The sequence below is a fragment of the Amycolatopsis sp. NPDC000009 genome (assembly GCF_055563465.1).
Window position 1 is genome coordinate 40,562 of sequence record NZ_JBVHDI010000007.1, and the last position, 23,980, is coordinate 64,541.

23 protein-coding genes are annotated in these 23,980 nt (G+C 68.6%); 18 read left to right on the forward strand and 5 right to left on the reverse strand.

The annotated features are described in order from the left end of the window. The first annotated feature begins 21 nt into the window (after window positions 1-21). The 10 genes from map (at window position 22) to truA (ending at window position 6,214) form a co-directional block, all read left to right on the forward strand. Entirely contained in the window at window positions 22-798 is a 777-nt protein-coding gene (map, locus tag ACZ3HL_RS20420; protein ID WP_465532828.1) for a type I methionyl aminopeptidase, read from the forward strand. Between the two features lie 475 nt (window positions 799-1,273). Then, entirely contained in the window at window positions 1,274-1,495 is a 222-nt protein-coding gene (gene infA, locus ACZ3HL_RS20425) for a translation initiation factor IF-1 (RefSeq protein ID WP_005166804.1), read from the forward strand. Between the two features lie 36 nt (window positions 1,496-1,531). After that, window positions 1,532-1,645, forward strand: coding sequence for a 50S ribosomal protein L36 (gene rpmJ, locus ACZ3HL_RS20430; RefSeq protein WP_004558882.1), 114 nt, complete (start codon window positions 1,532-1,534; stop codon window positions 1,643-1,645). A gap of 205 nt (window positions 1,646-1,850) precedes the next feature. Beyond that, window positions 1,851-2,231, forward strand: coding sequence for a 30S ribosomal protein S13 (gene rpsM, locus ACZ3HL_RS20435; protein ID WP_005166805.1), 381 nt, complete (start codon window positions 1,851-1,853; stop codon window positions 2,229-2,231). Beyond that, window positions 2,228-2,413: a hypothetical protein gene (locus ACZ3HL_RS20440; protein WP_005166807.1), complete on the forward strand. Its 186-nt coding sequence runs from the start codon at window positions 2,228-2,230 to the stop codon at window positions 2,411-2,413. Before rpsM ends, ACZ3HL_RS20440 begins: the two co-directional genes overlap by 4 nt. A gap of 18 nt (window positions 2,414-2,431) precedes the next feature. Next, on the forward strand, window positions 2,432-2,839 hold the full coding sequence (rpsK, locus tag ACZ3HL_RS20445; RefSeq protein ID WP_004558885.1) for a 30S ribosomal protein S11: 408 nt from the start codon (window positions 2,432-2,434) through the stop codon (window positions 2,837-2,839). A 23-nt stretch (window positions 2,840-2,862) separates the two neighbouring features. Continuing rightward, window positions 2,863-3,468: a 30S ribosomal protein S4 gene (rpsD, locus tag ACZ3HL_RS20450; protein ID WP_007031054.1), complete on the forward strand. Its 606-nt coding sequence runs from the start codon at window positions 2,863-2,865 to the stop codon at window positions 3,466-3,468. A gap of 127 nt (window positions 3,469-3,595) precedes the next feature. Next, complete coding sequence (locus ACZ3HL_RS20455; RefSeq protein ID WP_005166811.1) at window positions 3,596-4,669, forward strand: DNA-directed RNA polymerase subunit alpha; 1,074 nt, start codon at window positions 3,596-3,598, stop codon at window positions 4,667-4,669. 74 nt (window positions 4,670-4,743) lie between these two features. Further along, a complete protein-coding gene (gene rplQ / locus ACZ3HL_RS20460) occupies window positions 4,744-5,307 on the forward strand; it encodes a 50S ribosomal protein L17 (protein WP_034304270.1) in 564 nt (187 codons plus the stop codon). Between the two features lie 73 nt (window positions 5,308-5,380). Continuing rightward, on the forward strand, window positions 5,381-6,214 hold the full coding sequence (gene truA, locus ACZ3HL_RS20465) for a tRNA pseudouridine(38-40) synthase TruA (RefSeq protein WP_465415895.1): 834 nt from the start codon (window positions 5,381-5,383) through the stop codon (window positions 6,212-6,214). Here truA and ACZ3HL_RS20470 read toward each other — a convergent pair. The 3 genes from ACZ3HL_RS20470 to eccE form a co-directional block, all read right to left on the reverse strand. Continuing rightward, entirely contained in the window at window positions 6,184-7,143 is a 960-nt protein-coding gene (locus ACZ3HL_RS20470) for an endonuclease domain-containing protein (protein WP_465533160.1), read from the reverse strand. The two genes, truA and ACZ3HL_RS20470, sit on opposite strands and share 31 nt — an antisense overlap. A gap of 241 nt (window positions 7,144-7,384) precedes the next feature. Then, entirely contained in the window at window positions 7,385-8,107 is a 723-nt protein-coding gene (locus ACZ3HL_RS20475) for a hypothetical protein (protein ID WP_465415334.1), read from the reverse strand. Then, window positions 8,104-9,285 carry a type VII secretion protein EccE gene (gene eccE / locus ACZ3HL_RS20480; protein WP_465415332.1) on the reverse strand — a complete coding sequence of 394 codons (1,182 nt, stop codon included), beginning with the start codon at window positions 9,283-9,285 and terminating at the stop codon, window positions 8,104-8,106. The genes ACZ3HL_RS20475 and eccE overlap by 4 nt, the downstream gene beginning before the upstream one ends. Window positions 9,286-9,843: 558 nt before the next feature. Here eccE and eccB point away from each other — a divergent pair. From eccB to ACZ3HL_RS20495, 3 genes are all read left to right on the forward strand, one after another. After that, a complete protein-coding gene (eccB, locus tag ACZ3HL_RS20485; RefSeq protein WP_465532830.1) occupies window positions 9,844-11,457 on the forward strand; it encodes a type VII secretion protein EccB in 1,614 nt (537 codons plus the stop codon). 68 nt (window positions 11,458-11,525) lie between these two features. Continuing rightward, complete coding sequence (locus ACZ3HL_RS20490) at window positions 11,526-11,840, forward strand: hypothetical protein (protein ID WP_034304288.1); 315 nt, start codon at window positions 11,526-11,528, stop codon at window positions 11,838-11,840. A gap of 5 nt (window positions 11,841-11,845) precedes the next feature. After that, window positions 11,846-12,982, forward strand: coding sequence for a WXG100 family type VII secretion target (locus ACZ3HL_RS20495; protein ID WP_465532832.1), 1,137 nt, complete (start codon window positions 11,846-11,848; stop codon window positions 12,980-12,982). A gap of 96 nt (window positions 12,983-13,078) precedes the next feature. On the opposite strand, the gene mycP is transcribed toward ACZ3HL_RS20495, so the two are convergent. Together mycP and eccD are read right to left on the reverse strand one after the other, a co-directional pair. After that, the gene (gene mycP / locus ACZ3HL_RS20500) at window positions 13,079-14,719 is read right to left on the reverse strand and encodes a type VII secretion-associated serine protease mycosin (protein ID WP_465532834.1); all 1,641 of its coding nucleotides are present in this window, start codon (window positions 14,717-14,719) and stop codon (window positions 13,079-13,081) included. A gap of 23 nt (window positions 14,720-14,742) precedes the next feature. Next, window positions 14,743-16,107, reverse strand: coding sequence for a type VII secretion integral membrane protein EccD (gene eccD, locus ACZ3HL_RS20505; RefSeq protein ID WP_465532836.1), 1,365 nt, complete (start codon window positions 16,105-16,107; stop codon window positions 14,743-14,745). Between the two features lie 469 nt (window positions 16,108-16,576). Between eccD and eccCa the strand changes: the two genes are divergently transcribed. The 5 genes from eccCa (at window position 16,577) to ACZ3HL_RS20530 (ending at window position 23,859) form a co-directional block, all read left to right on the forward strand. Next, window positions 16,577-20,584 (forward strand): type VII secretion protein EccCa, encoded by a 4,008-nt coding sequence (eccCa, locus tag ACZ3HL_RS20510; protein WP_465532838.1) that lies wholly within the window; start codon window positions 16,577-16,579, stop codon window positions 20,582-20,584. 68 nt (window positions 20,585-20,652) lie between these two features. Next, complete coding sequence (locus tag ACZ3HL_RS20515) at window positions 20,653-22,593, forward strand: type VII secretion-associated protein (protein WP_465532840.1); 1,941 nt, start codon at window positions 20,653-20,655, stop codon at window positions 22,591-22,593. Between the two features lie 12 nt (window positions 22,594-22,605). After that, window positions 22,606-22,968, forward strand: coding sequence for a hypothetical protein (locus ACZ3HL_RS20520; RefSeq protein ID WP_465415316.1), 363 nt, complete (start codon window positions 22,606-22,608; stop codon window positions 22,966-22,968). A 232-nt stretch (window positions 22,969-23,200) separates the two neighbouring features. After that, entirely contained in the window at window positions 23,201-23,521 is a 321-nt protein-coding gene (locus tag ACZ3HL_RS20525; RefSeq protein WP_091597926.1) for a WXG100 family type VII secretion target, read from the forward strand. A 53-nt stretch (window positions 23,522-23,574) separates the two neighbouring features. Then, window positions 23,575-23,859 carry a WXG100 family type VII secretion target gene (locus ACZ3HL_RS20530; protein WP_219146111.1) on the forward strand — a complete coding sequence of 95 codons (285 nt, stop codon included), beginning with the start codon at window positions 23,575-23,577 and terminating at the stop codon, window positions 23,857-23,859. The last annotated feature ends 121 nt before the right edge of the window (window positions 23,860-23,980 follow it).

The window sequence follows — 23,980 nt, forward strand, 5'->3', positions numbered from 1 at the left end:
CAACGGCTTCGTCGTGGGCGCATGATCGAAATCAAGACCCCTGGCGAGCTCCAGGCCATGCGAGCCGCCGGCCTGGTCGTCTGGCGCACCCTCACCGCGGTGCGTGAGATCGCCAAGCCGGGGGTGACCACGGCCGACCTCGACGAGCTCGCCGAGCAGACGATCCGTGACGCCGGCGCGGTGCCTTCGTTCAAGGGGTACCACGGCTTCCCGGCGTCGATCTGCGCTTCGGTGAACGAGCAGATCGTGCACGGCATCCCGTCGAAGACCCAGGTCTTGAACGACGGCGACATCATCTCGGTGGACTGCGGTGCCATCCTCGACGGCTGGCACGGCGACTCGGCGGTCACCCTCGCGATCGGTGAGGTGTCGAAGGCGGATCTCGCGCTCTCGGCCGCCACTGAGGCGGCGATGTGGGCGGGGATCGCCGCGGTGTCGTCCGGCGGCAGGCTCACGGACATCTCGCACGCGGTGCAGACCGCGGCCGAGAAGTCGAGCCGGGAAGACGGCGTCGAGTACGGGATGATCGTCGAGTACGGCGGTCACGGCATCGGGCGCCAGATGCACATGGACCCGTTCCTGCCGAACCTGGGCAAACCGGGCAAGGGGCCGCGGCTCAAGACCGGTATGGCGCTCGCGATCGAGCCCATGCTGACCGGTGGCGGCGGGGAGACCGTCGAGCTCGAGGACGGCTGGACCGTCGTGACCGCCGATGGCTCCCGGGCCTCGCACTGGGAGCACACCGTCGCCATCACCGACGACGGCCCGTGGGTGCTGACCGCCCCCGAAGACGCCTGACCTGGCCTTTCGTCCTACAGATCGCGTTTAGCCCGCTAAACGCAAGTGCGCTCACAGATCGCAGTTAGGCCGCTAAACGCAAGTGCGCCCGCTGGTCGGCGGAGCGCCTGGGACGGCCATTGAGGCGCCTGCCCGCTGCCTCCATCAGGTACACCTCGGCTGCCGAGTGTCCCACGTCACGGGCCCGCCGGATCGCGATTAGCCCGCTAAACGCAGGTCGGCGAGGGGCGTACGATGGGGAAGGCCACATCGGGCGGGCTCGAGGGGTCACCTAACACAGTCACCCCCGTTTGGGGCTCGCGACACGGGTTGCGTACACTGTCAAGTCGGTGTACTCATCGCGCCCGGATCCTGCGCGCTCGTGAACTCTCGCGAACGGACATTGGACCCGGGCAGGAGTGTGCCGATGCACCACCCAGCCAAGCACTCAAGCTTTGACTGATCACACAGTGTAGCGACAGGAAATGCGGAGGACATGGGCAAGAAAGACGGGGCCATCGAGGTCGAAGGCCGCGTAGTCGAGCCGCTCCCCAACGCGATGTTCCGCGTCGAGTTGGAGAACGGCCACAAGGTCCTTGCACACATCAGCGGCAAGATGCGGCAGCACTACATCCGCATCCTGCCCGAGGACAGGGTTGTCGTGGAGCTCTCGCCCTACGACTTGTCACGTGGTCGCATCGTCTACCGCTACAAGTGATCACGACGAGTTAGCACAAGCAGGAGAGCAGGAGACGTGAAGGTCCAGCCGAGCGTCAAGAAGATCTGCGACAAGTGCAAGGTGATCCGCCGTCACGGCCGGATCATGGTGATCTGCGAAAACCTGCGGCACAAGCAGCGGCAGGGCTGATCACTCGCACTCGTACAGAGTGGATTGACGGCTACACAATCTCCCCGCACCTGCCGGGCCGTGCGAACGGCCCGGTTCACCCTCGGACTTCAGGCCGAGGCCGGGACACCCGAAGCGCAAGCAGAGGGCACGACAGGCGAGTCGGTCCCGGGACCGGACGGGGAGCAGACCTGAAGATGAATTCTATGAAGGAGCATCAACGCCAATGGCACGACTCGCTGGCGTAGACCTCCCCCGCGAAAAGCGGTTGGAGATCGCGCTGACCTACATCTACGGCATCGGCCGTACCCGCTCGAAGCAGCTCATCGCGGCTGCCGAGCTCAACGCGGACACTCGCGTCAAGGATCTGAGCGATGACGACCTCGCCAAGCTGCGGGTCTACATCGAGGAGAACTTCAAGGTCGAGGGTGACCTTCGCCGCGAGGTGAACGCCGACATCCGTCGGAAGATCGAGATCGGGTGCTACGAGGGCCTTCGCTGGCGTCGCGGACTTCCCGTCCGTGGTCAGCGGACCAAGACGAACGCCCGCACCCGTAAGGGTCCGAAGAAGACGGTCGCCGGCAAGAAGAAGGCTGGCAAGAAGTGAGCGTCCAGGGCAAGAAGGTCGTGCGTATGGGCGGCGTCCACCGCCGCGGCTCGGCTTGTGTCTCGCCCAAGGCGCTCTACGCCCGCCCGATGGCGCTCCGCAACCTGTACACCGACGCCGGTTCGATCATCCGGCGCGGCCAGGCCGAAGCGGTCGCCGCTCACCAAGAGAACGCGCGCTAACAGGAGAACCCTCAGAACATGCCACCGAAGTCTCGTACTGCGGCTGGGGCCAAGAAGGTCCGCCGCAAGGAAAAGAAGAATGTCGCGCACGGTCACGCGCACATCAAGAGCACCTTCAACAACACCATCGTCTCGATCACGGACCCGACCGGTGCCGTGATCGCGTGGGCGTCGAGTGGTCACGTGGGCTTCAAGGGCTCGCGTAAGTCCACCCCGTTCGCCGCGCAGATGGCCGCCGAGAACGCCGCCCGCAAGGCTGCCGAGCACGGCATGAAGAAGGTCGACGTCTTCGTGAAGGGCCCGGGTTCGGGTCGCGAGACGGCGATCCGCTCGCTGCAGGCGGCCGGCCTCGAGGTCGGCACCATCCAGGACGTGACCCCGCAGCCTCACAACGGCTGCCGTCCGCCCAAGCGGCGCCGGGTCTGAGGAACGGGGAGGAGTAAGAAGAAATGGCTCGTTACACCGGCCCCGCGACGCGTATTTCGCGTCGCCTCAAGGTTGACCTCATCGGCGGCGACCAGGCTTTCGAGCGTCGCCCCTACCCGCCGGGCCAGCACGGCCGCGGGCGCATCAAGGAGTCCGAGTACCTCCTGCAGTCGCAGGAGAAGCAGAAGGCTCGCTACACCTACGGCGTTCTCGAGCGTCAGTTCGTCCGGTACTACAAGGAAGCCGTCCGGCGTCCGGGTAAGACCGGTGAGAACCTGCTGCAGATCCTCGAGTCCCGGCTGGACAACGTGATCTACCGCGCCGGCATCGCCCGCACCCGCCGTCAGGCGCGGCAGCTGGTGAGCCACGGCCACTTCCTGGTCAACGGCGTCAAGGTCAACGTCCCGTCCTACCAGGTCACGAAGTGGGACATCATCGACGTGCGGCCGAAGTCGTTCGCGATGCTGCCCTTCGTCGCGGCCAAGGAGTCGTTCGGCGAGCGTCCCGTTCCCGCGTGGCTCCAGGTCGTTCCGTCCAACCTCCGCGTGCTGGTCCACCAGCTCCCGGAGCGCGCTCAGATCGATGTTCCGGTCCAGGAACAGCTGATCGTCGAGCTCTACTCGAAGTGATCCACCATCGGGCCGGGGTTTCCCCGGCCCGATGTGGGCACGGGCGGCGGCGCCCGGAGTGCGCCGCCGCTTCGCCATCCCTTTCGGTGTCATATGGCGGGCGCCGTTTGGAAAGGAATTAGGAAAGATGCTGATTTCCCAGCGGCCGGCTCTCGGCGAAGAGACGGTCAACGAGACCCGCTCCCGGTTCACCATCGAACCGCTGGAGCCCGGCTTCGGCTACACGCTCGGCAACTCGCTGCGTCGTACGCTGCTGTCGTCCATTCCGGGCGCGGCCGTGACGAGCATCCGCATCGACGGCGTGCTGCACGAGTTCACCACCGTTCCCGGGGTGAAGGAAGACGTCACCGACATCATCCTGAACCTCAAGGAGCTCGTGGTCTCCTCGGAAGAGGACGAGCCGGTCACCATGTACCTGCGCAAGCAGGGCCCCGGTGAGGTCACCGCCGCCGACATCGTGCCCCCGGCCGGTGTCACCGTGCACAACCCGGATCTGCACATCGCGTCGCTGAACGGCAAGGGCAAGCTCGAGATCGAGCTCGTCGTCGAGCGCGGCCGCGGTTACGTTCCGGCCCTGCAGAACAAGCAGGCGGGCGCGGAGATCGGCCGGATCCCGGTCGACTCCATCTACTCCCCGGTGCTGAAGGTGACCTACAAGGTCGAGGCGACCCGTGTCGAGCAGCGCACCGACTTCGACAAGCTGATCCTGGACGTGGAGACGAAGCCGTCGATCACGCCGCGGGACGCTGTCGCGTCGGCCGGTAAGACGCTGGTGGAGCTGTTCGGTCTCGCGCGCGAGCTGAACGTCGACGCCGAAGGCATCGAGATCGGCCCGTCGCCGCAGGAGGCGGACACCATCGCCGCCTACGCGATGCCGATCGAGGACCTGGACCTCACCGTCCGGTCGTACAACTGCCTCAAGCGCGAGGGCATCCACACTGTCGGCGAACTGGTCTCGCGCAGCGAGGCCGACCTGCTGGACATCCGCAACTTCGGTGCGAAGTCGATCGACGAGGTCAAGCTCAAGCTCGTCGGTCTCGGCCTCGCGCTGAAGGACAGCCCGCCCGGGTTCGACCCGACCGCGGCCGCGGCCAGCTACGACGGTGAAGGCTGGTCCGAGGGCGTCGACAGCATCACGGACGGAATTTCGGACAATGGCCACGACGATGGCCAGGACTACGCAGAGACGGAGCAGCTGTAAGGCCAGCTACGGCTCCCTCACCGGTCGGGTGGGGGAGCGCCGGCCTTCAGCTGTGAGCTGAACGAGGAGAACCGATGCCCACCCCCACAAAGGGACCCCGTCTCGGCGGGTCGCCCGCGCACGAACGGCTGATCCTGGCCAACCTGGCCACTCAGCTGTTCGAGCACGGCAAGATCACGACGACCGAGGCGAAGGCCCGGCGGGTGCGCCCGCTGGCCGAGAAGCTGATCACGAAGGCGAAGCGGGGCGACCTGCACAACCGTCGTCAGATCCAGCGCATCGTGCGCGACAAGGACGTCGTGCACAAGCTGATCGCCGAGATCGGTCCGTTCTTCGCGGAGCGTCCGGGTGGCTACACCCGGATCACCAAGACGATGGCGCGTAAGGGCGACAACGCCCCCATGGCCGTCATCGAGCTGGTGGCCGAGAAGACCGTCACCGCCGAGGCCGAGGCCGCGCGCAAGACGAAGTTCGCCAAGGACGAGCCGAAGGCTGCCGCCCCGGCCGCCGAGGAGACCACCGACGCCCCTGAGGCTGCCGACACGGCCGCCACCGAGGCTCCGGAGGCCACCGAGGCTCCCGCCGCCGACGAGGCCGCTGAGGCCCCCGCCGCGGACGCGGACAGCAAGAAGGACTGACGTCCTGACGGCACCGAACACCCCGGACGAGCCCGCCACTCCCACTGCGGAGGGCGGGCTCGTTCGTCTGCGTCTGGATGTCGCCTACGACGGCACCGATTTCTCCGGCTGGGCGCGGCAGCCCGGGCGGCGCACGGTGCAGGGAGTCCTCGAAGAGGCGCTCGCGAAGCAGCCTCCAGGAGCTTCGGTCCCTAAGTCCGTCGTCGTCGCCGGCCGCACCGATGCCGGTGTGCACGCTGCGGGCCAGGTGGTCCACGTCGACGCGTCGCCTTTAGCGGGCAAAACGCGATCCGGTCGCCTGGAAGTGGACGAGCAGGGCATTCCTGACCTGGGGCGAATGCGTCATCGCTGGAATAGGTACCTGCCGGGCGACGTGCGGGTGCTGGATGCCCGGGTCGCGCCGCCTGGGTTCGATGCGCGGTTCTCGGCCGTGCGGCGTCACTACCTCTACCGCGTTTCGGACGCGCCGTGGGGCGTGGATCCGTTGCGGCGTCACGACACTCTGGCCTGGGGCCGCCCGCTTTCGGTCGAGGCGATGAACGAGGCGTCGGAGGCTCTCCTGGGCCTTCAGGACTTCGCGGCCTTCTGCAAGCAGCGTGAGGGCGGGACGACCATTCGAGAGCTGCAGCGGCTTGTGTGGCGGCGGACCGGGCCGCACTCGGTCGAGGTCGCCGTCTCCGCCGACGCGTTCTGCCACTCGATGGTGCGCAGTCTGGTGGGGGCACTGCTCTTGGTGGGGGACGGCCGCCGTCCGCTGGGCTGGCCCGGCGACGTCTTGGAGAGCCGGACGCGCGACAGTGCTGTGGCTCCCGCACACGGCCTGACGTTGCTGGCGGTCGACTATCCGCCGGACGCCGAACTTGCCGCCCGTGCCGATCAAACGCGCGCCATGCGCACTCCCTCCTGAACCGGCCGCGGCGCCTTTAGCGGGCTAAACGCGCCGCGGCGGGCCTGCCAGACGGCCTCGACGACGCCCCTGAGATCGTTCGCAAGGTCTTCCGCGGTGACGACGACGAATCGCCAGCCGTCGGCCTCCACACGTCTTCGGCGTTTGCGGTCATATGCTTGTTCCTTCGGGGTGTTGTGCCATCGGCCGTCGTACTCGATGGCGACCCGGAACCTCTCGTCCGCGAGGTCGAGACGTGCGAGGAAACGGCCGGTTCGGGACTTGACCTCGACCTGAGGCGTCGCCGTGATGCCGGCGGCGGCCAGCACGATGCGCACCTCCGATTCCGGGGGTGACTCCGCGCGAGGGTCGGACAGGCGTAAAGCGTGTCTGGCCAAGCGGATTCCTCTATTGCGGCGACCGTAGAACTCGCCGTTGAGATGCAGATCGGTCAGCTTCTCGGCTCTCATGAACTGGTCCAGATCCGGGACGCCGATGCGGAGCCGTCGCACCCATCCGGATTTACGGGGAGAAAGCCGAAGCAGGAGATCCAGTGCTATTCGGCGTTTCCGCGCGATGCGAATGCCGTTCCACGGTCTCGATTCTTCGGGTTTGACCTCGGTTCGCCGTACTTTGATACCGACGATCGGGCCGAAGCGATTCTTCTCCGGCACGATCATCTCGACGGGATCGTTGGGTTTGGCCAGCTCGACACCGTGAACGGTCGCGGCCGATCGTCCGGTCAGGACTGCTTCCGGAGGTGCCAGGAGTGCGGCGCCTCGGCATCGCAGCTCATGTGTGACCTCGACGCCGGCGCGTGTGTAGACGTCCTGAAACAACCGCCGGACACTTGAGCCGCGTAGCTGGCTAGCCGTGACGAGCCCTGCCTTGCGGGCTTCCGAACCGCGGAAGACGTCGGGGAGATGAGATGAATCGAAGGGTTTGGTCATATCGACACAGTGATCGACTAGACCGACAGTCCATGGCCGTGACCGCCAATTCGAGGGGCGTTTATCCACAACCCCCGGCTTATCCACAGTCGGCGCGATTATCCCTTGACAGACGAACCTCGCGCCCCGGATCGCGTTTAGCGGCCTAACCGCGACGCGGGCAAGACGCAAAGGGGGCACCGTCCGAAAAGGACGGTGCCCCACGGAGCACGATTAGCCCGCTAAAGTCGACGCGGGTGGGTTAGTCGCCGCGGCGCACGGGGCCCAGGATCTGCTGCTCTTTCGCCGTGGTGACCAGGCGAAGAGGGCGCCACAGGTTCCGGCCCAGAGCGACGACCTGGTCGTCCTTCAGCGTCGTGAGTTGCTTCATCATCTGGGGCGGGAGCCGCCAGATCCGGGCGGCCAGCTCAGCCTGTCCCGGCGGGAGCCGCTGCATCAGCACCAGGTCGGCGGCGTTCGCGGTCGCCCCGGCCTGCGGGTGCAGATACGGCAGCACGTAGACCGTCGTCTGCCACGGCGACCGCGGCGGGAACAGGTCTTGCGGCGTCGGGCCACCATCGGTCACCACGAGCAGCGGCGCGTCCTCGGAGGGCCGAGGAAGGTCCACCGGCGAGAGCCGCCGGATCTGCACCAGCGGCGAAGGCCTGCCGTTCGGCTGGGTTCCCGCGGCCTGAGGGAGCACCTGCCACGCGGCTGGACGCCCGGTCGCGACGACGACCCACGCTCCGACCGCCATCGCCCGCAGCGCCACTTGGCGAGCCAGGTAGAGGCCACCGACCAGCACGATCCGGGTCGGCGCCGAGCGCAGCGCGGAGATCGTCAGCGGCTCGCCCTTGAGCCCGGAGCCGAGAACGATCCCGCCGCGATCGCCGGACGGGCTGATCGCGTCGAGCATCGCCGGGTCGACGGTGAATTCCGGGGCGACACCGGCGCTCTGGCCGGCGTCGCGCATGCGGGTGCTCATGCCGTGCCTCCGATCGGCAAAGTCGCGGAGAACCCGGAGATCTGCAGGCCGCGCAGCGGCGTCAGCGTCACACCCAGCCGGTCCGAGATGCCCTGCAGCCGCTGGTCGGCCGCGTCCAGTTCACGCGGGTTCCGCGCGCTCAAGCGCACGATTCCCCGCAGGCCGATCTTGCCCTCGTCCGCGGACGGCGAAATCGACATCGCCACCGTCGCCGACAGCGCGCGGACACTGGTCAGCGCGTTCAGGCTGCCGCTGATCTTGCCCTTCGGCCAGCTGGTGATCGCGTAGCTCGCGTGTCCGATACCGGCAGCGGTCACGCCGGTCCAGCGTTCCTGCAGACCGACCTTCCCCTGCGAGCCGGCGACCGCCGTCAGCTCGGCGGCCGAAATGCTGGATCGCAGCAACTCGTCCGGGTCGAGCGGCCGGGTCGGCACGCCCTGTGATTCCAAGGCGTTGCGCACCCGCGAGAGCGCGCCGATCAGCGCGCGATGCGCACCCACGACGCCGCCGCCGCGTTCGCGGATGGCGGCCGGGCACCGGCGCGGGTCGAGCCGGATGGCGACCCACGTCGTCCGCCGCGCCGCCGCGGGGAGCGGGCCGAGCACCTCCATGTAGGAGCTGAGGGCGGGCGAGTCTGACGGAAGCGCGGCGCTGCCCGGATAGCAGTGCCAGATCATCTGGATCGAGTCGAGGACCACGCCGCGGTCTTCGAGGCACGGCGCGAGCGCGGACAACGGCAGGCTCGGCGCTCCACCCGCCTGGGTGATCAGCGCGGGCGCGGGTTCGACGAGCAGGACAGCGGTCCACGTTCCGTCGTTCCACGCGATACCGACCTGCTGGCGTTCGTGATCCACGCCGTGCGCGACGACGAGATCGGGGACGGCGAGGCGAAGCAGGTTCACGCGGGCGTCGTCGGGACCGGTGACGGCGTCCTCTTCGGCCGCGAGCGACTCGATGCTGCTCGGCGGAAGCGGATTCGCCACCCGATCGTGCGAACGGAACGTGTACCGCATGGTGAGGCCAGCCCATTGGGTGAACCAACGGCCGCCCCACCGCAGGAACGCGATGATGAGCGCGAACGCGAGCACGCCGATCGCGACGTACTTCAGCTTCATGTCGATCGCGAGCAGGACGAGGCCGATCGCCAGCCCGAGTTCGAGCACGACCAGGTTCGCCACGGGCAGCGGACCGAGGTTGATCCCGCCGGTGCGGCGTCGCGCGGGCGCGGCGATCCGTGCCGCCGGAGCGGGCGGCGGGCCGGACTGCGGGCCGGGGCCGCCGGACGGGGGGCCGCCCGGGCCGCCTGGCCCACCAGGTCCTCCGGGGCCCCCCGGGCCACCGGGTCCGCCTGGGCCCTTGGGCCCTCCTGGACCACCGGGGCCGCCAGGACCCTGCGGTCCGCCAGGCCCTCCAGGGCCACCTGGGCCCCCGGGACCACGAGGAACACCGGGACCTCCCGGGCCTCCGGCCGGGCCGCCCGGACCACCCGGTCTGCCGGGCCTGGGCGGCGGTCCCGGCGGACGACCAGGAGGTTGCGACCCCGGAGGGCCGGGCGGACGTGGAGGAGTGGTGACGGACATCCGCGCTTTCTCTTCCCCTCGTGCTTGCTGCGTACCCGGAAAGCCGGTCCCGAGGAACTTGACACTAGCTGGAGTTGGTAGAAACCCCACACCAGACGGTCCCCGTACGGCTATCCTGCGGAACCGTACCGCGACGGGGAGGACTGTAGGTCGAGAATGCCATCAACACCGACTACTAAGTCTCAAGTTCAGGCTTATCAGTTCGTTCTGCGACGGATGCAATCCGCGCTGGTCCGTCGCGACGCCGTCATGCTCCACGACCCGATGCGCACGCACACGCGGGCCACCATCGTGGGTGTCGTGCTGGCCGCGCTGGGCGTCCTGGTCTTCGTCATCTGGGGCCTGCTGAGCCCGAAGCCGTCCGTGCCGGACGCGGGCAACATCGTCATCGGCGAGCAGTCCGGAACGGTTTACGTCGTGGCCGGGAACCCGAAGAAACTGATCCCGACTTTCAACCTCGCCTCCGCGCGGCTGCTGATCATCGCGCAGTCGAAACAAGGGGCGCAGCAGGCGGGTGCCAAGCCTTCCGGGCCCACACAGGCCTCCGAAGTGAAGAACCCCACAGTCGTCTCGGATGAACAGCTGAAGAACATCCCCCGCGGCCAACTCATGGGTATTCCGAACGGCCCGCAGCTGATGCCGACGGACACCCAGCGCGTCGCCCCGGACTGGGGTGTGTGCGACGAGGTCATGTACGACCCGTCCGTGCCTCAGCCGGACCTCACGAAGACGGAGACGACCGTCTACGCGGGCGTGAAGCAGCTCGGGAGCCGGGAACTCGGCCAGAACGAAGCCTTGCTGGCCAAGGGCGCCAACGGCCGCGAGTACCTGATCTACCGGCAGAAGCCGGACCCGAACGTCCGGAACGCGAACGCCGTCAAGGCCGAGATCCAGCCGGACGCCGACTCCGTCCGCTCCGCGCTGAAGCTGCCCAATCAGCCCCGCGGTATCTCGCAGGGCCTGCTGGACGCGATCCCCGAGGTGCCGGAGCTGAAGCTCCCGGACGTCCCGGGCAAGGGCGAGAGCCCGAGCTACGAGATCGAAGGCATGAAGGTCGGTGACGTGTTCTCCACGGAGCAGGCCGAAGGGCGGAAGGACTTCTACCTCATCACGAGGGAAGGCATCCAGGCCATCTCGCCCGCCGTCGCGGACATCGTGAAGACCGGGAAGAACGACGGCAGCACCTCGGTCACGTCCGTGCCGCTGGCCGCGATCCGCAACCTCACGCGGGTTTCCCAGGTCGTCGCGCTCGACGCGTACCCCCAGACGGTGCCGACGGTGCTCAACGCGACCCAGGGCTCCCGGGTCTCCTGCCTGAGCTGGTCCATCACCGGCGAAGGCGCTTCCCGGGACGCGCACACGGCCGTGTTCGTCGACGACAAGCTGCCGAAGGGCCGGAACGCCGACGGATCCGCGCCCGGCGTCAAGATCGGTACCCCCGGCCCGGTCGGCGCGCCGATCAACAGCTTCTACATGGAGCCCGGCTTCGCGGCGGTCGTCCAGTCGGCGACCGGCAAGGAGACCTTCGACAAGGGGCCGATCCAGCTGATCTCCGATCGCGGGATCCGGTACGGCGTCCCCGACGCCGTCACGGCGGATTCGATCGGGCTCAACAAGCGGGTGCCCGCGCCCGAGTCCATCATCAGGATCCTGCCCACCGGCGCGTCGCTGAACACGCAGGACGTGCTCCGGACGTTCGACACGGTGCCGATCGACGACAGGGCCGGTTCGGTCGTCACGCAGTCGCAGCAGGCTCCGGCGGGTAACTGATCACGGGAACCTCCCGGACGGCGCGAGCGTCTCAACGCCCGAGCGGAATCGGGTGAGTGGAGGGTGCAGTGGCCGGCCTGAAGATCGACGGCGACGTCGTCGGTGACTATGCGAAACGGGTGGACGCGGCCGCCGGAGAGCTCGACCTGGCGGCCGCGGAGGTGACAGGTGAGGGCGTCACCGTCGAATCCCACGGCACACTGGGGGAGGAATTGGGCCTCGGCGCGTCCTATGGGCGTGCTGCCGAGGCCATCCGGCGTCAGCTGGTGGAAGGCGCGGCCGCGCTGAGGTCGGCGTCCGAGGCCCTGCACACGGTGACCGCGCGGCACGCCGGGCACGACGACGAGGCCGCGCAGACGATCAAGCGCGCAGTGGAGCTCTGAACCGCATGATCGCCGAATCTGAGAACCCGACGGATTCCATCCCGCACCCGATGGCGGCCGCACGCGCTGCGGCTCCCGAGGTGCCCCCGATCGCGTTTAGCCCCCTAAACGCGACGGGGTCGGGAGGTGAGGAGCTGATCGAGGCCGCGGCGCCGCATCTCGCCTTCGTCTCGGAGCTGTCCGGCCATCTGGGGCTGATCGATCCGGTCGAGACCTACCTGACCCCGCTGGCTGGGCGCTGGGAGGACTTGAAGGCCGAGGCGGACCTGCTCCGGAAAGCGGCGAAGACCGCGGGCAACGTCTCGAATGAACTGTCGGAGGACCTCGGGCGTCTCGACGCCGGGTGGTCCGGCAAGGACGCTGACGCCTTCGTCGCGTACATCGTGGACATCCACGCCGCGGGCTCCGACGTCGAAGACGCCCTCACCACGCTGGCGAGCTCGCTCGACGAGCTGGTGCTGTCGATCCGCCGCATCCTGACCGACCTCGTCGAGGTCCTGGTCGACACGGCCGAACTGACCTCCGAGACCGCGATGCTGCCGGTCGGTGGTGTCCGGCGGGCGCGGACCCAGCTGGAGGAGGCACAGGAGTCGGCCAAGGCGCTCTATGAAGCCGCTCGCAACGTCCTCGAGGGTTTCGTGCGGTTTTGCGACGGCGTCGACGATCCCGACGCGGGCTCGCGGAGCATCGAAATCGCTCACCGGTACCCGCAGGACGAGTTCAAGCTTCACGACGATTCCGAGGCGCAGGGCGCGCCGGTGCCCGACAAAGCCTCTGCTGAGGCGGATTCCGATGCGGCGTCCGAGGATCAGTCGACGTCGCCGTCGGCGGCCGATGGCAGGCAGACCGGGTCGCAGGAACCACTGATCGAGCAAGGGCAGGCGCTGGTCCCGGAGGTCGCGCCCGTTCAGGCCGCTCCGGCTCAAGGGCACGGGGCCGCCGGGGCCGGATCGGCGATGATGCCGATGGGGATGGCGCCGATGATGGGGATGGGCGGCATGGGTGGGGGCCAGACGGCTCACCAGTCCAAGACGCGGCCCGCCTCGAAACCGTCCGATGTGGTCGGTGAGCCCGGCCAGGTCGTCCCGCCCGTGATCGGCGAAGACGAGAAGCCTGCTCCGAAGCCCAAGCCGGCCAAGTAGGCGCCCAGGCCGAGCGACTTTAGCGGGCTAACCGCGATCTGGGCGGCTCGGAGACGAGTTCGCGTCAGATCGCAGTTAGCCCGCTAAACGCAGGTCCTACGGGGTCTTGCGGCCCGGGGAGGTGGCCGGCCGGTTGCGGCGGACCGAGTGCACCACGAACAGCGTGACGAGCAGCGCCACCAGGCCTCCGCCGGTTCCGGCGAGCGCGACGATCATCGGAGCGGGGTCACGGTCGTTCGCGGGCGGCAGGTTCGCGGGCAGCTGGACCGGCTTGGCCTTGTCCGCCTCCGACGGCACGATCGCCGTCAGCGCCGCGATCGGATCGATGACCCCGAAGCCGACGAAGTTGTCCCGCCCGCCCGGCGCCGCGGGGTGCTGTGCCGTCGCCTTGATCCGGTTCATCACCTCACGCGCGTTCAGCTCCGGGAACTTCTGGCGCACGAGCGCGGCCACGCCGGCGACGTACGGTGCGGCGAAGCTGGTCCCCTGGATGGGACCGGGGTCCTTGCCGCCCTCGATGGTCAGGTTGGCCAGGCTGCTGGACCCTTCGGCCGGATCCAGCGAGATGATCTTGGTGCCCGGAGCGGCGACACTGACCCACGGCCCGTGGACGCTGAATTCCGCGACGCCTCCGGTGTCGTCGATCGCCGCGACCGAAAGCACGTCTTCGGAGAACCAAGGCGGGGTGACGATCGTCTTGGGGGTCTTGGGGTCCGGTTGGTCGTTCTGCGGGCATTTGTCGCCGACGTTGCCCGCCGCCGCGACGACCACCACATTGCGATTGACGGCGTAGTTCACCGCCGCTTGAAGCTCCTGCTCGCGCGGGGTGATGGTGCCGGTGGCCGCGCGGCAGTTGTCGACCGACATGTTGATGACGTTGCTGCCCCGGTCGACGGCCCGGACCACTGCTTGCGCGAGCGTGGTGAGCGTGCCCGCGGTCTTGCCCTGCTCCTGCTGCCGTCCACCCTTGTCCTGGCCCGGTGATGTTCCGCCGCTAGCACCGTTCCCCTGGGAGGACGGCGGTAGCTGCGAACCCGGATTGTTCGACGAGGAGGGGGGAGCCGGGTTGTTGGACGAAACCGGCGGCTCGTCCTTCTTCTCCACTTCCTCGTAGTTCTGGCTGGACTGCCGGATCGACAGGATCGTGGCGTCCGGCGCCACCCCTCGGAACCCGATGCTCGCGTCGGGCGGGTTCGCGGCGATGATGCCCGCCACCTCGGTGCCGTGACCATCACAATCCTCGAGCCCCGGCGCCTTGCCTCCACCGGGTGTCGCGACGTAGTCACCACCCGATTCGACACGGCCTCCGAAGTACGGGTGCGCGGACACGCCGGTGTCGATCACGGCGACCTTGATACCCCCGCCGACCGACTGCTTGGCACCGCGCATCAGCTGGTGCACCTTTTCGATCTGCAGGTATTCCTGGCCCCATGGCCGGTTCTTGATGTCGACCTGGTCGCCGCCGAGCTTGCTGCGCTGGACGCACTCGGTCTTCTTCTCGTAGGTCTTGTCCGGCTTGCCCGGGTCGGCAGGCTTCTTGGACGGGTCCACCCGGGGCGGGGTCGCGTAGTAGCCTCCGGCGTCCGGCGCGATGCTGCTTTGCTGCGCCCACGCGGGAAGAGCCACCGACGCCGGCGAGAGAACACCGATCCCGGCCGCCAGCAGCACCGTTCCGGTACGTCCGGCGAGGCCGAGGTGGCGGACGCGCGTCCCCCTGGACTTCCGCGCTACGGCCATCAGAGCATCATCCGATCGGGTCGTCACTTGAAGTTGAGGTGGCGCAGCGTCGTGTAGAGATCCATGACGCCGAGCGCCAACGGGAGCACCGTCGCGATGAAGATGGCCTCGAAGATCTCCACCGTCCGCCGCAGCGGCGGCGAGAAGCGCTGGTTCGGGAAGATCACGCCGACCACGAGCGCGGCGGCGCCGATCAGCAGCAGCGCGCCGAACACGAACAGGACGCGGTTCAGCGGGCTCGCCGACCACATCCAGCCGAGCAGGATGCCCGCACCGGACGCCATGCCGGTGGTCAGGAGGGCGATGGCCTGCGCGCCGTTCGCGTACGCCCGTGCCCTGAGAAGCAGGACCAGCGTGGCGATCACGCCGAGGATCGGGCCGAAGACGGTCGGAGAAGTCGAGGAGATGATCGCGAACAGCGCCGTGGCCGCTCCACAGCCGGTCAGCAGGCCGGTCATGTACTCGTGGGCGACCGCGGTGCGGCGTTCGATGGCGCGGTAGTCAGGGAAGCCCGAGTCTTCCTTGAGCTCTTCGGCGCTGCCGGGAACGTGCGGCGTCGGGAGGGCCGCGAGCTTGATCGTCGCGCGCGGCAGGAGCGAGATGCAGGCCAGTGAGAACGCGGTGGCGCCGGCGGCGATCCCGGCGATCGGGGTGTCGATGAGCGTCGCGGCCAGGAACGTCAGCGCCGAGATCGTGGCCGTCGTCGCGGCCGCGATGAAGGTGGTGATCCCGTGTCCGATGACGAGGATGCAGACCGCCGCCACGATGATCACGAGGGCGCTCGCGAGCAGCAGATTCGCCCACACGGACAGCCCCGGCACGATGTAGAAACCGCTGACGAAGGCCAGCGGCAGACCGCCCGCGGCGGCGATCAGCACGCCGGTCGCCTCGGCCTGGTAGGCCTTGGCCAGCGTCGCGCCGATCGCGACGCACGCGATCGTGCCGACACCGCCCGCGATCGCCGCGGCGAGCGCGTTGCCGCCGTAGAGCGAGCCACTGGTGAACAGCGCGAGGGCCGCGAAGAACAGCGCCAGGCCGCCCGCGATGTGCCCGAAACGGCGTGCCGTCTCCTTGGTCCACGGACGGAAGCTGTCCGGGGACGACTCGGCGATCGCGTCGACGACGTCGTCGTACAGCGGGGGCGGCGGGTTCTCGTTGCGCTTGCGCAGCTGCAACAGCTCGCCGTCGACCACGCCGAGGGACGCGAGGGTCCGGCTCGGGTCGAGCGGCGCGTCGCCCAGCTTCGCCAGCGCCCAGCCGCCGTGGCGGGCGCCACCGTCCGGCGTCGCCTCCTTCGCCATCTCCAACAGCATGGGCAGCAGGTCCGCCACCGCGACGTCAGCCGGCAAAGCCACGTCGATCCGGGTGCGTGGAGCGACCACCGTCACCCTGCTGAATACCGTCGTGCCCGTTGCCACTGCCTTCCCCCTGCCCTGAGAGTCTGCTCCCGGGGGAACCTATACCGAACCCGGGTGCCCACATCATCGACTGTCGGAAAAAGACCGGCAAAAGTAAGAGAGGCGACCTCCGAGCCCCCGCTCACCGGCTGCCGGCGCGTCGACTTTAGCGGGCTAATCGTGACGCGCCGGAGCCCTGGCGCCTCAGCGGGCCCAGACCGCCGGATCGCGATTAGGGGGCTAAACGCACGTCGGGCGTCTGGGCCGCCGGATCGCAGTTAGGCCGCTAAACGCACGTCGGCGGAGCCGGAGCCCTACACTCCTGGCGTGCGTATGGTCCCGGTCGGGGCCGTTCTCGGCGTTGTCCGGATTTCGTCGGTCACGTTCGATAGGTTGTCTCGCGCACCAGTACGCGCACCAACGGTGGCCGCCATCGTCGAGTTTGAAGAGGGGTCCTTCGATGAGCACGCTGCAGTTCAAGAAGTCACCGCGCCTGGCGGCGCCCCGGCCGCCGGGCGGCGAGGTGCATCTCGAACCGCCGCCTGAGGTGCCGCGCACCATCCCGGGCAACATCATCATGAAGCTGCTTCCGGCGGTGATGATCGTCGCTTCCATCGGGATGATGGTCTTCATGTTCACCGTCGGTGGACGCAATCCCATGATGATGATGATGGGCGGCATGATGGTGCTCAGCACCGTCGGCATGATGGCAGGCGGCGCGGGCAAGGGCGGCGGCGCCAAAAAGGCCGAGATGGACGAGGACCGCAAGGACTACCTGCGCTACCTCGGCCAGATGCGCGACAGGGCCCGCGAGGCCATGGTCGACCAGCGCGCCGCTCTCGAATGGGTCCACCCCGACCCGCAGACCCTGTGGTCGCTGGCCGCGAGCCGCCGTATGTGGGAACGCCGCCAGAACGACCAGGACTTCCTCCACCTCCGCGTCGGCCGCAGCTCGCACCGCCTCGCGACGCGGCTGGTGCCGCCGCAGACCGGCCCGGTCGACGAGCTGGAGCCGATCGCCACGCTCGCCCTGCGCCGGTTCGTCCGCGCGCACTCGATCGTCCCGGATCTCCCGACCCAGATCACGCTCCGCGGGTTCGCCGCGGTCAGCATGCAGGGCGACCGCGGCCTCACCCGCGGCCTCACCCGGGCGATGCTGGCCCAGCTGGTCACCTTCCACAGCCCCGACGACGTCCTCATCGCGGTCGCCACGGCGGGCCGCGCCAAGGAGGAGTGGGAGTGGGCGAAGTGGTTGCCGCACGCCCAGCACCCGGCGCTCGCCGACGGTATCGGCCAGCTGCGGATGATGGCGGGTTCCCTCGCGCAGATCGAGCAGTGGCTCGACGAAGAACTCCGTGACCGCCAGCGCTTCTCCCGCAACGCGACGCCCGCCCCGGACCAGCCGCACGTCGTCATCATCGTCGACGACGCCGAGGTCACCCGCGAGGAGCAGATCATCCTCGAAGAGGGTCTGGTCGGCGTCACCCTGATCGACCTTTCCGACTCCATCAGCAACCTCGCGGCCCGTCGTGGCCTGCGGCTGGTCGTCGAGGAAGACCGCCTCGGCGCGCGCAGCGCCGGCGGCGTCGAGTGGTTCGGCCGCCCGGACACGCTCAGCGTGGTCGAGTCCGAGGCACTGGCCCGGCTCCTCGCCCCGTACCGCGTCGGCACCGCCGCGCAGGACGCCGCCGAGGAAGAGCCGCTGCTGTCCAACCCCGGTCTGCTCGAACTGCTGGGCATCCCCGGCGACCCGATGACCTTCGACGTGCAGCAGGCCTGGCGGCCGCGTCCGGTGCGAGACCGCTACCGCGTCCCGTTCGGTGTCGGTGAGTACGGCCAGCCGGTCGAGCTGGACATCAAGGAAGCCGCGATGGAGGGCATGGGCCCGCACGGCCTGTGCATCGGGGCGACCGGTTCCGGTAAGTCGGAGTTCCTCCGCACCCTGGTGCTGGGCATGCTCGCCACGCACTCGTCGAGCACGCTGAACTTCGTCCTCGTCGACTTCAAGGGTGGTGCGACGTTCCTCGGCCTGGACGCCGCTCCACACGTCTCCGCGGTCATCACCAACCTCGCGGACGAGGTCACGCTGGTCGACCGCATGAAGGACGCGCTGGCGGGCGAGATGAACCGGCGCCAGGAGGCGCTGAAGAACGGCGGTAACTTCAAGAACGTCTGGGAGTACGAGAAGGCCCGCGAGAACGGCGCCGACCTCGACCCGCTGCCCGCGCTCTTCATCGTCTGTGACGAGTTCTCCGAGCTGCTGGCCGCCAAGCCGGACTTCATCGACCTGTTCGTCGCCATCGGCCGTCTCGGCCGGTCGCTGCAGATGCACATGCTCCTCGCGTCGCAGCGGCTGGAAGAGGGCAAGCTGCGCGGTCTCGACTCGCACCTTTCCTACCGCATCGGTCTGAAGACCTTCTCCGCCGCGGAATCCCGTGCCGCGATCGGCGTGCCCGACGCGTTCGAGCTGCCGTCGGTGCCCGGTGGCGGTTACCTCAAGTACGACACCTCGACGCTGGTCCGCTTCAAGGCTTCGTACGTCTCGGGCCCGTACCGGCCCGCGGGCATCAAGGCCGCCGGCCCGGTCGCGACCGTGGTCCGCGCGGACAAGCGCCCGCAGCTGTTCGTCCCGGACTTCGTCGAACTGCCGAAGGAGCCGGAGCCGCAGCAGATCGAGGCCGCGCCGGTGGAAGAGGCCAAGTCGGAGGAGGCCGTCGAGCCCAGTGAGCTCGACGTGATCGTGTCCCGGCTGATCGGCCAGGGCCCGCCCGCGCACGAGGTCTGGCTGCCGCCGCTCAAGGAGCCGAACTCGCTCGACACCCTGCTGCCGAACCTGAACCCCACCGACGACCGCGGTCTTTCCCCGGTCGGGTTCTTCGGCAACGGACGGCTCCAGGTGCCGATGGGTATCGTCGACCGCCCGTACGAGCAGCGTCGTGACCTGCTGTGGGCCGATTTCTCCGGTGGCGCCGGGCACGGTGTGATCGTCGGCGGTCCGCAGTCGGGCAAGTCGACCATGCTCCGGACGCTGATCATGTCGATGGCGCTCACCCACACCCCCGAGGAAGCGCAGTTCTACGCGCTCGACCTCGGTGGCGGTACGTTGGCCGGTCTCCAGGGCCTGCCGCACGTCGGTGGCGTCGCCGTCGCCCGGCGCGAGCCGGACAAGGCCCGCCGGATCGTGGCCGAGCTGACCACCCTGCTCACCGAGCGGGAAGGCCGGTTCGGTGCCATGGGCATCGACTCGATGAACGAGTTCCGCAACCGCAAGCGGCGGGGCGAGATCAAGCCCGAGGAAGACGCCTTCGGCGACGCGTTCCTGATCGTCGACAACTGGAAGGCGCTGCGGGACGACTTCGACGAGCTGGAGACCTCGATCACCAAGCTCGCCACCCAGGGTCTTTCCTACGGTGTGCACGTCATCATCGCGGCGAACCGGTGGGCGGACATCCGTCCGGCGATCAAGGACATGATCGGTTCCCGGTTCGAGCTGCGCCTCGGTGACCCGAGCGAGTCGGACATCGACCGCCGGGTCGCGGTGAACGTCCCGGCCGCGCGTCCCGGCCGTGGTCTCACGAGGGACAAGCTGCACCTGCTGACCGGTCTTCCGCGGATCGACGGATCGAGCAACCCGGACGACGTCGCCGCCGGCGTCGCCGACGCGGTCGCGAAGATCAAGGCCGCGTGGAAGGGCCGCCCGGCGCCGCAGGTCCGCCTGCTGCCGGAGATGGTCACCTACGACGAGGTCCTGTCCATCGACACCAAGCGCAACACGAAGCTGGTGCCGATCGGCGTCAACGAGGAAGACCTCCAGCCCATTTACCTGGACTTCGCGGCCGATTCGCACTTCTACGCGTTCGCGGACGGCGAGTCGGGCAAGACGAACCTGCTGCGTCAGATCACCAGGGGCATCACCGAGCGGTACACGACGCAGGAAGCGGTCATCATCCTCGTCGACTACCGGCGCACGATGCTCGGTTTCGTCGGTGGAGACCAGCTGCTCGGCTACGCGGTGTCCGCCGCGCAGCTGGACAGCATGGTCAAGGACGTGCACGGGTCGATGACCCGGCGCCTCCCCGGTCCGGACGTCACGCAGGAACAGCTCAAGACCCGGTCCTGGTGGACCGGTCCGGAGCTGTTCGTCATCGTCGACGACTACGACTTGGTCGCCACGCAGACGAGCAACCCGCTGAAGCCGCTCGCCGAATTCCTCGCGCAGGCGAAGGACGTCGGTCTGCACATCGTCGTCGTGCGCCGCAGTGGTGGCGCGAGCCGGGCGATGTTCGACCCGATCCTCGGCAAGCTCAGGGAGATCGCGGCGCCCGGTATGGTCATGAACGGCTCGCGGGACGAGGGCAACCTCGTCGCCAACGTGAAGCCGAGCCAGATGCCGCCGGGCCGAGGCAACCTCGTGACCCGGAAGCACGGCAAGCAGCTCATGCAGGTCTCGTGGATCCAGCCGGACTGACCGCCCGCGGAACCAGGTGAGGCAAGGGCCGGGCGTGGGGTGACGACGATGATCTGCGGGAGTGGCTTGTGACAGTGCGGGTAGCGGTGGACTTCGGGACATCGAGCACCTGCGTAGTCGCTTCGATCAACGGCCGCGAGCCGCAGGTCGTCGTGGTGGACGGGCAGCCCTTGATGTCGTCGGCGGTCTACGCCGCGCCGGACGGGACGCTGTTCGTCGGCCAGGAGGCGGAGCGGCAGGCGGCGGTGGATCCGTCGCGCTACGAGCCGAATCCGAAGCGCCGGATCGACGAGGGCGATCTGCTGCTGGGCGACAACGTCCTGCGCGTGACCGACGTCGTCCACGCCGTGCTGAAACGCGCGGTGACCGAGGCCCGGCGGCTCGCCGGCGACGCCGAGGTCGAGCTGCTCGTGCTGACCCATCCCGCCGATTGGGGCGCGACCCGCACCCGGCTGCTCCGGCAGGCGGCGAGCGGGCTAGCGCGTCAGGTCGCGCTCGTGCCGGAGCCGGTCGCCGCGGCGGTCTACCACGCGGCGACGTTCGCCCCGGCCGACCTCAATTCCGAACGCACCGTCGAGTTCAGCGGCCGTCCCGGCGACGCGCTGGCGGTCCTCGACCTCGGCGGTGGCACCGTCGACGTCTCCGTGGTCCAGCGCATGCCCGGCAGCCCGGCGGATCGCAGTTCGCCCGCTAAACGCGCAGGGTTCCAGGTGCTGGCCACCCGGGGCGATCCGAGCTTCGGGGGAGCGGACGTCGATCAGGCGCTCCTGGAGCACGTGGGTTCGCTGGTGTCGTCGGCCGATCCGCCGGAGTGGCGGAAACTCGTCGAGGGCCGCGAGCTCACGGACAGACGGCGTCGCCGCGTCCTGCGGCAGGACGTGCGCGGCGCGAAGGAGACGCTCTCGCGGCACGCGTACACCGACGTCCCGATGCCGCCGCCGTTCGCCGACGCGCATGTGACCCGGGAAGACCTCGAGCGGCTCATCGCGGGCCCGCTCGGCCGCGCGGTCGAGCTGACCGTGGCCGCGATCGGCGATTCCGGGCTGCGGCCGAAGCAGCTGACGGCGATCTTCCTCGTGGGCGGGTCGAGCCGGATCCCGATGGTGTCCCGGCTGGTGCACGAGCGGACCGGTGTCGTACCGACGACCCTGGACCAGCCGGAGACCGTGGTCGCCCGCGGTGCCCTGCGCGCGGTGCTGATCGACCCGGACCGGACGGGTTCCCTCGCCGGTTCCGCGGTCTCGCGGGCCGGTGGTGGCCCCATGCCCGCTCCCGCCGACCGGCGTCCCGAGGTCCCGCGCCCCCCGTTCCCGCCCGGCCCACCCCCGCAGAGCGCGTTTAGCCCGCTAAACGCGACGCGGCAGGGGCCGCCGTCGCCTCCGATGGGGCAGCAGGGGATAGCGGCACCGCCGCCGTGGCGGCCGGGTGAACCCGCCCGGGAGCCCAAGGCCGCCGAGAGCGGCGGGAAGAACAAGAAGCTGCCCTGGATCATCGCCGGGGCCGTGGTGGCCGTCGCGGCGGCCGTCGGAGGCATCCTCTTCGCGGTCAACAGCGGGGAGGCCGAGCCGGAGGGCCGCACGCTCGCCCAGTACGACTACCGCTTCATCGCGCCGCCGGACTGGACACAGACCGACGACCGCGTCGCCAAGCGTCAGGTGGTGATCCACCCCAGCGAATCGCTCACCGGTGACGACCTCGTGGTCGCCCAAGAGAACGTGATGGACTACGACGCGACGGCCGACAGACAGAAGCTCGTCGACGAACTCGCCGCGCTGGCGCGGCTGGAGCCGCACAAGTACAGCGGTTTCAACGGCGCCGCGCAGTACGCCGGCAAGACCGTCATCTACTACCGCGAGACCAAACCGAGCGCGCGCGTCGACTGGTACGTCGTCGTGCAGGGAAAGACTCGCGTCCACATCGGGTGCCAGTACGGCACCGGCTCACCGCTGGAACAACGCGTGAGCGCGGCCTGCGAGCAGGTCGTCAAGACGATGGTGGTCATCCACTGAAGGGGGAGGCACATGCCACCCGAACCCGAGACCGCCGCCGAACACTTCGCGCGCACAGGGCGCGACGCGGTCACCTATGCGCGGCAGGTCGCCCGCACGGCCAAGGCGCGCTACGAACGCCGCCGGGGCGAGAACGCCGAACTGGCCAAGCAATTCGGCAAGGGACGGCTCGCGGGCGGCGAGACCGCGCCGACCCCCGACGCCGTCCGCAACGCCGCGAAACGGTTCCGCGTGGGCGCCGGTCTTCCGGTTCCCGCTTTGCCCTCAGCGGCAGACCTGGTTCCCCTTCGGCCAGAACCGGCGCCCAGACGGCCACGTGTGGGTGACGACGACGAGGACTTTTCGCAGTCGCGAATCATGAGCCGCGGCGATTGAGCCGCCTGTGTGCGTTCGCTAAATCGCGTGGTGAGAGCCATTTTCTCCGCGGGAAACGCAGCGCGCGCGCCGAGTTCCCGCGTTCGGTTCCCGCCGGGAGCGTTAACGCAAGCAACTACTTGAAACCAACGAGCGACAAGAGGGAACCAGACGTGGCAGTGTCTCCGTCGTAGGTCCGTACCAAACGAACTTCACCAAGTACGGATAACCACGAACGAAGGGGGTAGCTCCCATGGCTGGCGGTTTTCAGGGGAATGTCGAGCAGTTCACCCAGGCTGAGAAGCGGGTGACCGAGGTTCGCGTTTCGATGGACCAGAACCTGAGCAAGCTTCGCGACAACATCGAGGCCACCCGCGCGGGCTGGACCGGCGACGCCTCGATCGCGTTCAACAACGTGATGAAGCGCTTCGACGAGGCGGGCCGTGGGCTCAACCAGGCCCTCCAGAACATCGGTGACCTGCTCGAGCAGGCCGGCTCGAAGTACAACGCTTCCGAGCAGCAGCAGCAGGAACTCATCAACTCGGTCAACAAGGGCTTCGGCGTCCTCGGCTGATCTGGCTCCACCCCGCAACATTCAAAGACTTTTCTTAATCACTGGAGGAATTCATGGGCGAGATGAAGGTCGATTACGCCACGATCCACGCGGCGGCCGACGACTGCAAGAACACCGGTGGCGAGCTGGAGTCCCTCTTCGGTCAGCTGAAGAGCGACCTCGCTCCGCTGGTCAACACCTGGCAGGGTGACGCGCAGACCGCGTACATCGCCGCGCAGACCGAGTGGGACAACAAGTTCGAGGAGCTCAAGCAGCTGCTCGCGCAGGTCGCCGGCGTGCTGCCGCAGCTGGCCGACGGTTACCAGGCCACGGAACAGGGCGTCACCGGCCTGTTCTGAGTCTTCCGGCTCCGAACGAGCAACGGCGGGCAGGCATCTTCGGATGCCGAGCCCGCCGTTTCGTTTGTGTCAAAGGAAAAGCCGCGACGGGATCCGTCGCGGCTTTTCTCGTCCCGTGGCG